The following is a 4,337-nucleotide window of genomic DNA, read 5'->3' as shown; positions in this document are numbered from 1 at the left end:
GGGGTGGTCGGCGTGCCGTGTTCGGCAAGATAGGCCGGGCTGGCGCAGACGACGCGGCGGATCGCGCCGACGCCGATGGCGACCAGGCTCGAATCGGGCAACTGGCCGATGCGGATGGCGAGATCGAAATGGTCCTCGACCAGCTGGGTTATGCGGTCGGCCAATGTCAGGCGGATGTCCACGTCTGGATAGGCGGCGAGAAAGCCGGTGACGACCGGCAGCACGTGCAGGCGGCCAAAGACGACCGGCGCGGTGATGGCCAATTCGCCGGTCGGCGCGCTGTATTCGCCGGCTGCCGTGCGTTCGGCCTCGCCGACCTCGTCCAGGATGCGGCGGCAGGCGGCAAGATAGGCCTGGCCGGCATCGGTCGGTGTCAGCCGTCGCGTCGAGCGATTCAGGAGACGTGTGTTCAGATGGCGCTCGAGATCGGAAATCTTGCGGCTGACCGTCGCCAGCGGAATGCCGAAACGGCGGCTGGCCGCGGAAAGGCTGCCGGCCTCCACCGCGGCGACAAAGAGCGACATGGCTTCGAGACGATCCATAGCTTCTTCCGGAAAATGGAAGGACAGGTTACGAATATGTCATCTCCATTTGAATGATGGAAGGCTCTATATTGTGTCTGTCGGCCTGCCCGCAGCATGGCCCACAAAGGAGTTGCCATGTCCGAAGCCCGACCGCCGCTGCCGCCGTTTACCGCCGAGACATCAGCACAGAAGGCGCGCATGGCCGAGGATGCCTGGAATTCACGCGATCCGGCGCGGGTTGCGCTCGCCTATACCAAGGACAGCCGCTGGCGCAACCGCGCCGAATTCCTGCAAGGCCGCGACGCCATCCAGGCCTTCCTGACGCGCAAATGGAGTCGCGAGCTCGACTACCGGCTGATCAAGGAGGTCTGGGCCTTCCACGGCAACCGCATCGCCGTGCGTTTCGCTTACGAATGGCGCGACGACAGCGGTTCATGGTTCCGCAGCTACGGCAACGAGAACTGGGAATTCGATGAACACGGGCTGATGCGCCTGCGCATCGCCAGCATCAACGACCTGCCGATCGGCGAGTCCGATCGTAAGTATCACTGGCCGCTCGGCCGGCGGCCGGACGACCACCCGACACTGTCGGAGCTCGGACTTTAGCATCTTGCCGCAAGGAGGCTTTCGATGAACGCGCATGCTTTCACCAGCGACGTCGCCTTCACGCCGACCGTCAAGGCAATCCAGACCCGCAAGGGCTCACGTCAGTCCTATGCCCGCGTCGAGGAGCGTGGCGGCTGGCAGGCCGGCATCACCCCGGACCTTGCCGCCTTCATCGAAATGCAGACCAGCGTCTTTCTGTCGACCGCCAATGGCGAGGGGCAGCCCTATGTCCAGCATCGCGGCGGGCCGGCCGGCTTCCTCAAGGTGCTGGATGAACATACGATCGGCTTCGCGGATTTTTCCGGCAACCGGCAGTTCATCACGCAGGGCAATCTGGCCGACAATCCAAGGGCGTTCCTGTTCCTGATCGACTATATGCACCGCCAGCGCATCAAGATCTGGGGCACGGCGCGGGTCGTCGAGAGTGACGCCGAGCTGATGGCGAAACTGATGCCGCAAGACTACAGAGCGCGCCCCGAGCAGGTCATCCTGTTCACGGTCTCGGCCTGGGATGCCAATTGCCCGCAGCACATCCCGCAACGGTTCGAGGCAGCCGACGTGGCGGCGGCACTCGGCGAGCGGGACAAGCGTATCGAACGTCTTGAGCAGGAGATCGCACGGCTCAGGGGAAATTCGGGCACGGCCGCAGGGGAATGATCAGCCGCCGGCTGCGGTTTCGGCCAGTGCGATGCCGTTGGGCGTCGGCTTGACCGGCACGATGCCGCGCGCCAGCGCCAGCAAATACTTGTTGTATTCGGTGAACAGCACGCGCAATGCCCGCGGCTTGGTCAGCCAGCCGCCATTGTCGAGGTTGGAATTGACCACCGGATAGGGCTCGAGCTTGGCGCCATGCAGCAGCCTGCCCATTTCCAGCAGGCTGCGGGGCATATGATAATTGTTGGTGACAAGGATCACCGTGCCATAGGCGTGGCTCTCGACCCATTTGGCGCTTTCCTCCGCATTGCCGATCGTATCGAGCGCGGCGCGGTCGATGTCGACGCAGCAGGAGAACAGTTTCTTGTCGCCGCCGGTCGCCGCCTGCAACTGGCGGCGGCTGGCCGAAGGATGGACGCCGCTGATCAGCAGCCGCTCGCCCTTGCCGGACGCCAGCAGATCCATCGCCGCATCGAGGCGGGACTGGCCGCCGGTCAGCACGATGATCGCGTCCGCCTTGGCCGGATTGGCAGGCGTGGTCAGGTGACTGACCTTATTGGCGAACCAGCCGAAGCCGCCGGCAAACAATGTTGCGAGGATGAGGACAGAGAGAGCGGACAGGCGCAACGCGGCTCTTAGACGGCTCACAGTGGAGCGGCCATGCGAACGGGCAACCACCACTGGCATCTGCCCAGCCGTACCGGTCGAATCCCGCGCGTCCATCGCCATATGGTTAATCCTGAAATGCGGCTTTGGGTAGGTAAAAGACGCACTTTGCGTTACGTGAATTCTCCATCCGTGATCACCCTGTCCTATCTATGTCGTTGTCCCAAAACCGGTTCCACTTTTGGGCGACATGAATTAGCCTGCATCCGGCTGGCGGACATCGATGTCGCTGAGATAGGCAACGACGGTGGCGTGGGACGTGGCAGCCGTCAGTCCGCCGATCACCAGCACCATCAACACGACACCGAGATAGCCTGCCGAACCGATGGCGAAATTGCCGAACAGGGCGGTCGCCTGGTCGGCCTGCGGCGTCGCCATATTGCGCGACGACCACCAGGAAAAGACGATGAAGACGAGCACTGCCGCGGCACCGCCGGCCGCCGCTCCCTTCATGCCGGTGACCAGGAAATGCCGGCGGAATTCGCGCGCGATGAAGCGTGCTTCGGCGCCGACGAAATGCAGCACTTCGATGATGTGACCGTTGCCGGCCATGGCGCCGCGCGTCGCGAACACCACGGTCAGCACGGTCGCCGACAGCATCAATGCCAGCACGGCAATGCCGATGGTCACCGTGGTGCGGGCCATCGCTACCAGCCGGTCGACCCAGGTGCGGTGATCATCGAGCGATGCGCTCGGCAGTTTCGGCGTGATCGCGGCGCGCATGGCAGCGAAATCGGGCGGGCTGTTCTCGTCGATGGTGACGATGATCAGGCGCGGCACGGGTAATTCATCGATGTTGAGCCCCGAGCCCAGCCAGGGCTCAAGGAGCCTCGCGGTCGCCTCGCGGTCGATGATCCGGGTCGTCTTGACGCCAGGGAATTCCCCGGCGATCTGGGAGGCCTGGGTAAGGGCTGCTTCCATGTCGAGGCCGTCGACCGGCTTGATCTGGATGGTCGCCTCGCGCGAAATCTGGTTCTCCCAGACGGACGCTGTGTCGCGCACCAGCGTCACTGCGCCGAAAGTCAGGCAGGACAGGAAGGTCATGATGGCGATCACCAGGACCAGTGCCCGGCCAGCGATGTTCTGCGCCGGCACGATCGGCGCCATCCTGCGCTGGGCGCGGGGCTTTGCCTCGGTCGCCTCGGCGTCCTGCTCCCGTTCCACAAAATGTTCGGCGGACAGTTCAGTCATAGATGTCCAGCCTTCCGCCGGCCAGGATCATGCGGCGCGCGTCGACCTGTTCCATCAGGCCAAGGTCGTGGGTGGCGATCACCACCGCGGTGCCGAGCCGGTTGAGCTCGATGAACAGCCGCAGCAGGCGTCGCGCCAGAGGCGGATCGACATTGCCGGTCGGTTCGTCGGCGAGCAGGATTTCCGGCTGCTCGATCAGCGCCCGCGCGATCGCCGCGCGCTGCTTCTCGCCGCCGGACAGAACCGGCGGCAGCACGTGCATGCGCTCGCCCAGCCCGACCCACTTCAACAGTTCGGTGACATCGGTGCGGTAGCTCGCCTCCTCGCGCCCGCGCACGCGCAGCGGCAGCGCGACGTTCTCGTAGGTGGTCATGTGGTCGAGCAGGCGAAAATCCTGGAACACCACGCCGATGCGGCGGCGCAGATGCGGCAATTCGGTGCGCGAGATGCGCGAACGGTCCTTGCCAAAGATGGTGATCAGCCCGCGCGTCGGCTTCAGCGACATGAACAGCAGGCGCAGCAAGGTCGTCTTGCCGGCGCCCGAAGGCCCGCTGAGGAACTGGAAGGAGCGCTCCGGGATGTGCAGGGAGATGTCGCGGAGGATTTCCGGACCCATGCCATAGCGGAGGCCGACATTTTCGAAACGAATCAAGTTCGACGACCTGAATTGCGGCACGGCGGCGAGCCGGCCTGTTC

At 64.3% G+C, this 4,337-nt stretch carries 6 protein-coding genes; 2 read left to right on the top strand and 4 right to left on the bottom strand.

Translation table 11 applies throughout. The annotated features are described in order from the left end of the window. Positions 1–542 (bottom strand): LysR substrate-binding domain-containing protein (locus tag EN893_RS20660; protein WP_128361736.1); only part of this gene is annotated, 542 nt, incomplete at its 3' end. Positions 543–659: 117 nt separating this feature from the next. On the opposite strand from EN893_RS20660, the gene EN893_RS20655 reads away from it, so the two are divergent. Continuing rightward, a complete protein-coding gene (locus EN893_RS20655; RefSeq protein WP_127270828.1) occupies positions 660–1,130 on the top strand; it encodes a DUF1348 family protein in 471 nt (156 codons plus the stop codon). A 24-nt stretch (positions 1,131–1,154) separates the two neighbouring features. After that, a complete protein-coding gene (locus EN893_RS20650) occupies positions 1,155–1,787 on the top strand; it encodes a pyridoxamine 5'-phosphate oxidase family protein (RefSeq protein ID WP_127270827.1) in 633 nt (210 codons plus the stop codon). Here EN893_RS20650 and EN893_RS20645 read toward each other — a convergent pair whose 3' ends face one another. The 3 genes from EN893_RS20645 to ftsE form a co-directional block, all read right to left on the bottom strand. Further along, on the bottom strand, positions 1,788–2,513 hold the full coding sequence (locus tag EN893_RS20645) for a YdcF family protein (RefSeq protein WP_127270825.1): 726 nt from the start codon (positions 2,511–2,513) through the stop codon (positions 1,788–1,790). Positions 2,514–2,645: 132 nt separating this feature from the next. After that, positions 2,646–3,641, bottom strand: a complete 996-nt coding sequence (locus EN893_RS20640) for an ABC transporter permease (protein WP_027038121.1) — start codon at positions 3,639–3,641, stop codon at positions 2,646–2,648. Beyond that, positions 3,634–4,293: a cell division ATP-binding protein FtsE gene (ftsE, locus tag EN893_RS20635; protein WP_010911739.1), complete on the bottom strand. Its 660-nt coding sequence runs from the start codon at positions 4,291–4,293 to the stop codon at positions 3,634–3,636. Before ftsE ends, EN893_RS20640 begins: the two co-directional genes overlap by 8 nt. Positions 4,294–4,337 lie beyond the last annotated feature (44 nt).

This window comes from Mesorhizobium sp. M7A.F.Ca.CA.004.04.2.1, assembly GCF_004022825.1.
In the GTDB taxonomy this organism is placed as follows: domain Bacteria; phylum Pseudomonadota; class Alphaproteobacteria; order Rhizobiales; family Rhizobiaceae; genus Mesorhizobium.
The sequence above is the reverse complement of the archived record's forward strand: the minus strand, read 5'-3'. Positions and strand labels throughout refer to the sequence as shown.